Origin of the sequence: Desulfococcus sp. (assembly GCF_041737845.1) — a bacterium.
GTDB lineage: Bacteria > Desulfobacterota > Desulfobacteria > Desulfobacterales > Desulfococcaceae > Desulfococcus.
Window position 1 is genome coordinate 1 of sequence record NZ_JBGSQX010000093.1, and the last position, 5,465, is coordinate 5,465.

At 65.5% G+C, this 5,465-nt stretch carries 3 protein-coding genes; all 3 read left to right on the plus strand.

Features of this window, described 5'->3' with window-relative positions; genetic code table 11:
• On the plus strand, nt 1-1,707 hold a 1,707-nt coding region (locus tag ACEW8N_RS10670; RefSeq protein ID WP_373499803.1), incomplete at its 5' end, for a 4Fe-4S dicluster domain-containing protein.
• Nucleotides 1,708-1,740: 33 nt separating this feature from the next.
• Nucleotides 1,741-3,327 (plus strand): hydrogenase iron-sulfur subunit, encoded by a 1,587-nt coding sequence (locus ACEW8N_RS10675; protein ID WP_373499804.1) that lies wholly within the window; start codon nt 1,741-1,743, stop codon nt 3,325-3,327.
• Nucleotides 3,328-3,382: 55 nt separating this feature from the next.
• Nucleotides 3,383-5,465, plus strand: a 2,083-nt coding sequence (locus ACEW8N_RS10680) for an FAD-dependent oxidoreductase (RefSeq protein ID WP_373499805.1), incomplete at its 3' end; no start/stop codon positions are given.

The following is a 5,465-nucleotide window of genomic DNA, read 5'->3' on the forward strand; positions in this document are numbered from 1 at the left end:
TGCGGTCTCCACGCGCCTGCCGCAACCTGCGTGCGGCCCGCGGACCGGGAGTTCCGAGACATCCCCACGGACATCCCCGTCCACTGCCGCGTCCCCATGCCCGAGGCCCAGCCCGCCGTCCGGACCTGCAGCTTTTCGGAGGTGGCCATGGGGCTCTCCGAGGCCCAGGTGCGGGAGGAGGCCGGACGCTGCCTCCAGTGCGGGGCCTGTTCGGAATGCATGCAGTGCGTCGAGGCCTGCGGCGCCATGGGCGCCATCCGCCACGCCGAAACCGAGGAGGCCGTGGTCGAGCATGCCGGCGCGGTGATCATCGCCGACCCCGACATGGCGCCCGCCGTCAAGGGCGACGACATCATCCGGGCCTACGGCCCCAAATCCGCCAAACCCGACGTCTATGCACTGATGATGCGGGGCTATGCCGCGGCCTCCCAGGCCATCCTGCTCATGGGCGATGTTTCCGGGGGGCGGAAGGGCAACCGGTTTTCCTTCACCCAGCCCGACCCCGGCCTGTCGCCCGAGATCCGGATCGGGGTCTTCGTCTGCCGGTGCAACGACTCCCTCGGCTGGGTGGCGGGCATGGACCGGTATGTCGAGGACCTGGCGGGCGCCCCGGACGTGGTCCATGCCGGGACCCTGCCGTCGGCCTGCGTGCCCGAGGGCATCGCCGGCATCATCAAGACCGTTCGGGACAAGGGCATCACCCGGCTGGTGCTGGGCTCGTGCGTCTGCTGCCCCCTCAACTTCGTCTGCAGCGCCTGCACCGACCAGCGGAGCCGCCTCAAGCACGCCCTCTTCACGGCCACGGGCATCAGCCGGTCCATGGTCATGGTCCGCAACATCCGCGGGGAAGCCCTGAGCCTGCTCAAAAAAAACCCGGACCAGGCCCTGACGCGGCTCCGGGGCCTCATCGACCGGTCGGTGAAACGGTCCCGGAAGCTGACCGCCTTCCCGAGCCCCACCCGGCTCTACAACTTCGCCACGGCCGTGATCGGACAGTCCGAGGCGGCGGTGACGAGCGCCCTGACCCTGGCCGACATGGGCATGGACGTCTTCATGTTCGAGGCGGACGACGCGCCCGCGGCCGACCCGCCGGAGCACCCCAACATCCACGCCTTCACCGGAGCCAGGATCAGCCGGCTGAGCGGCAATCTGGGGGACTTCCAGCTCACGGTGGAAACCGAGGGCGGCCACGTCCAGCAGGTGCAGGTGGGGGCCGTGATCCTGGGCGAAAAAGCCCGGAAGCGGGTCCGGTACGTCCACCAGGAGGGCCTCCCGTCGCGGGCCATGGCCGTGGCCATGCAGACAGCCGGCGTCCCGGGCGTCCCCTTTTTCTACCCGGGGATGACCTCCGTGTCCGGGCTGTTCCTGGCCGACCCGCCCGGCATCCGCATCTCGGCCCGCCAGAAAGGCGCCGCCGCCGCCATGCTCACGGCCGCGGCCATGCCCACCGGCGCGCGCCAGAACAAGGGGTTCACCGTGACGGTGGACGAGGCGGCCTGCCGGGGCTGCGGCCGGTGCATCGATGCGTGCAGCTATCAGGCCGTGACCATGAAGCCTGACGGCACCGGCTGGCACGCCGTCGTGGACGAGGCCTTCTGCAAGGGGTGCGGCAACTGCATCTCCGTCTGCCCCACCAACGCGGCGGACAGCCCGTTCCGCAGCCAGAAATTCTTTGAAGAGACCCTGGAAGAGATCCTGCTGCACTAACCTGTCACCCCTAACCCGTGGTGCTGTCGATCGATGAACGATTTTAAAATCATACTCTATCTGTGCAACTGGGCGCCCCACACCGCGTACCAGACTCTCCAGGACAACGGCTACCAGATCCCGCCGGAGATCAAGATGGTGCGCATCTCCTGCGCCGGAAGGATCACCAAGGCCCTCCTCCTGAAAGCCTTTGAAATGGGCGCCGACGGCGTGGCCCTGGTGGGCTGCAGCCCGGGCGCCTGCCGGTACGGCACCGGAACCGTGAACGCCGTGACCCACACCGAGGATGCCCGGAGCATCCTGGAACTCCTGGGGGTCGGCGGCCGGCGGATGCGCTTCGCCACCTTCCTGCCCGACGACACCGAACCGCTCCGCCGCTTTCTCGCGGAATTCACGGCGGAGATCCGGGCCCTGGGCAAAAGCCCCGTGGTCCCCGTGAGAAAGGCCCCGCCCGAGGCGTTTTTCCACGAGGCGTCGGTGGCCGACATTCTGGCGAAGCACGACGCCTACGCCTGCCAGGACTGCGGCAAATGCACCGCCGCCTGCCCCCTGGCCCTGAGCGGCAAGCCCTATTCCCCCCGGACCCTGGTGGGCGCCATCGCCGCCGGCGGCCTCTCCTCCGAGGCGGTCGTCCGGGACGTGTGGGCCTGCCTCACCTGCGGGGTCTGCTACGAGCGGTGCCCCTCGGACGTCAACTTCCCGGAGTTCATCCGGGACGCAAGGTCCTGGATCCACGCCCATCAGGGGGAGGAGAGCCAGGCCCACGGCGGGTTCTTCCAGTCCCTCATGCGGACCATGACCTCGCCTGCGCTTTCGCCCGCGCGCTGGCAGGACCTCCCCGGCGACGTGACGACCGATCCCGACGGCAAGACCCTCTTCTTCGGGGGGTGCGCCCCCTATTTCGACGTGTTTTTCCGGAACCACACCGGCGTCGACACCTCCCGGATCCTTTTCGACGCCGTCCGGCTCCTCAATTTCTTCGATGTGCACCCAAGGCTCCTTGAAACCGAGCGGTGCTGCGGCCACGACCTCCTCTGGTCCGGGGACCTGGAGAACTTCCAGCGGCTTGCGCGCCTCAACACCGAGAGGTTGAACGATGAAGGCATCGAGACGGTCATCACCGCGTGCCCGGAATGCTATCGGACCCTGTCGACCGACTACCCGCGCCACGGCCTCCGGCCGGCATTCACGGTCATGCACCTCTATGAATTCCTGGAACGGGAGCTCGACAAGGGCGCCGTCACCTTCGCCCCTTTGGAGAACCGGATCACCTATCAGGATTCGTGCCGCCTGAACCGCCTGGACGGGATGAAGGAACTGCCCCGCAAGCTCATTTCCCGCCTTTTGCCGGGCGGCTTCACCGAGATGAAAGACAGCGGGGCCGCCGCCATCTGCTGCGGGAACTGCGCCTGGACCGGGTGCGACGCCTTCAGCAAAGCCCTCCAGGTCCGGCGCATCCGCCAGGCCGTCGACACCGCGAGCGACCTGATGGTCACCTCCTGCCCCAAGTGCCAGATCCATCTCCGATGCGCCATGGAGGACCCGTTTCTGGGCAGGGAGATCCGGATGGCGACGGAGGATCTCACGAGCGTCCTGGCGCGGACGATCCGCTGGGAATAGACCAAACCCGTAACCGAGGAAAAGAATGGGAACAACGATGTTCGCAAGAGAATGCATGGATACCGATCACGGCGCCCGCATCGGGGTGTATGTCTGCCGGTGCGGGATGAATATCGGCCAGACGGTCGACTGCGGCAAGGTGGCCGACAGCGTGCGGGCCTTCCCCGACGTGGCGGTGGCCAAGGAGATCACCTACGCCTGCTCGGAGCCGGGACAGATGGAGATCAGGACCGACATCGCCGACATGGGCCTGGACCGGGTCGTGGTGGCCTCCTGCTCGCCCCGCCTCCACGAGCCGACCTTCCGCCACATGATGCAGGAGGCGGGCCTGAACCCCTATCTCCTGGAGATGGCCAACCTGCGGGAGCAGTGCTCCTGGGTCCACATGAACGACAAGGCGGCCGCGACCCTCAAATCCGAGGACCTCGTCAAGATGGCCGTTTCCCGGGTGCGGCTGTTGACGCCCCTGGTGGAGGAGACCCTGCCCCTGACCCGGCGGACCCTGGTCATCGGCGGCGGCATTGCCGGGATGCGGGCCGCACTCGACCTGGCCGACGCCGGTTTGAAAGTTTACCTGGTCGAGCAAACACCCTGCCTGGGCGGGCGGGTCGCCCAGTTGGGTTATATGTTTCCCCAGCATGATTGTGTCCTCTGCCGCGGCACGCCGGATCATGGCTACGGCTGCACCCGCCCCTCGATTTCACCCGCTTACATCCAGCACAACCAGCATCCCAATATCGAAATCTGGACCAACACCCACGTCATTGACATCCAGGGCCAGGCCGGGGATTTTACGGCCTCGCTGCGGCAAGAACCACGCTACGTCAATGTAGATCGCTGCATCAACTGCGACAACTGCGCCCAGGTCTGCCCCGTCGAACTACCGGACAGCTACCAATTGGGGATGGTTAAACGCAAAGCGGCCTACAAAACAGCCGCCCGCGCCACTCCCGATGCCTACATCATTGATCGCGGTCCTTATTGTGATGACTGCGGCCGCTGCGTTGAAGTTTGCCCAACTCAGGCGATTGATTTGGATGAGCAGCCGCGCCTGTTTTCGGTGAACGTGGGCGCGATTATTTTGGCGCTGGGGTTTAAGGTGTATGACGCCGGCGGGCTGGAGGAGTTGGGCTACGGCCGTTACCCCAACGTCATTGACGCCATGCAGTACGAACGTCTGGCCAGCCGCTCCGGGCCAACAGAAGGCATTGTGAAACGGCCGTCCGACCAGACCGCCCCCCGTTCCATCGCCTGGCTGCAATGCATCGGCTCCCGCGACCAGACCAACACCTTCTGCTCCTCCATCTGCTGCATGTACGCCACCAAAGAAGCGATGCTGGCCAAACAGCGGCTGGGCGACGCCATTGACTGCACCATCTTCATCATGGACGAGCGCGCTTTCAACAAAGAATACAGCACCTACTTCGCCAGGGCGCGCCAGCAGTACGGCATCCATTACCGCCGCTGCCGCGTTTCGACTATCCGGGAAGCGCCGGAAAGCGGCAATTTGATCCTCCATTACGCTTCGCCCGACGGCCAACTGGCCCAGGAACAGTTCGACATGGTCGTCCTGGCTACCGGCTTGCAGCCGCCCGACTCGGCCCGCCATTTCACCAATATGCTCGATTTAGGGTTGAACGAGCACGGCTTTTGCGAGACTCACAAGTTCACCCCGCTGCAAACCACCCACTCCGGCGTTTTTGTCTGCGGCGCGTTCTCCTCGCCCAAAGAAATTTCCGAAACCATCATTGACGCCAGCGGCGCGGCCGCCGAAGTCATGCGCCTGCTCAACGAACAGCTCAACACCTACCCATATTCCCGCGAATGGCCCTTCCACACCCAAAACAACCTGCCCCCGGAACGGGACGTGACCCATGAACCGCCCCGTATCGGTGTCTTTGCCTGCACCTGCGGCGGCACAATGACCCAGCTTTTAGACATGCATCACCTGGTCGGTCAGGCCAGGCAGTGGCCGCACGTCGCCACGGCCGAAATCACCGATCTGGCCTGCTTCCCCGAAACCATCACCCACATCCAGGAAACGATTCACCAACAAGGCCTGAACCGGGTCGTTATTGCCGGATGCAGCGGCCGTACCCACGAATCGCTGTTTCAACGGGCTATCCGCCAGGCCGGCC

Bases quoted from the DNA above. Each gene is read 5' to 3' on its own strand.
- ACEW8N_RS10675 (WP_373499804.1), top strand. From the start codon at position 1,741: ATGAACGATTTTAAAATCATACTCTATCTGTGCAACTGGGCGCCCCAC.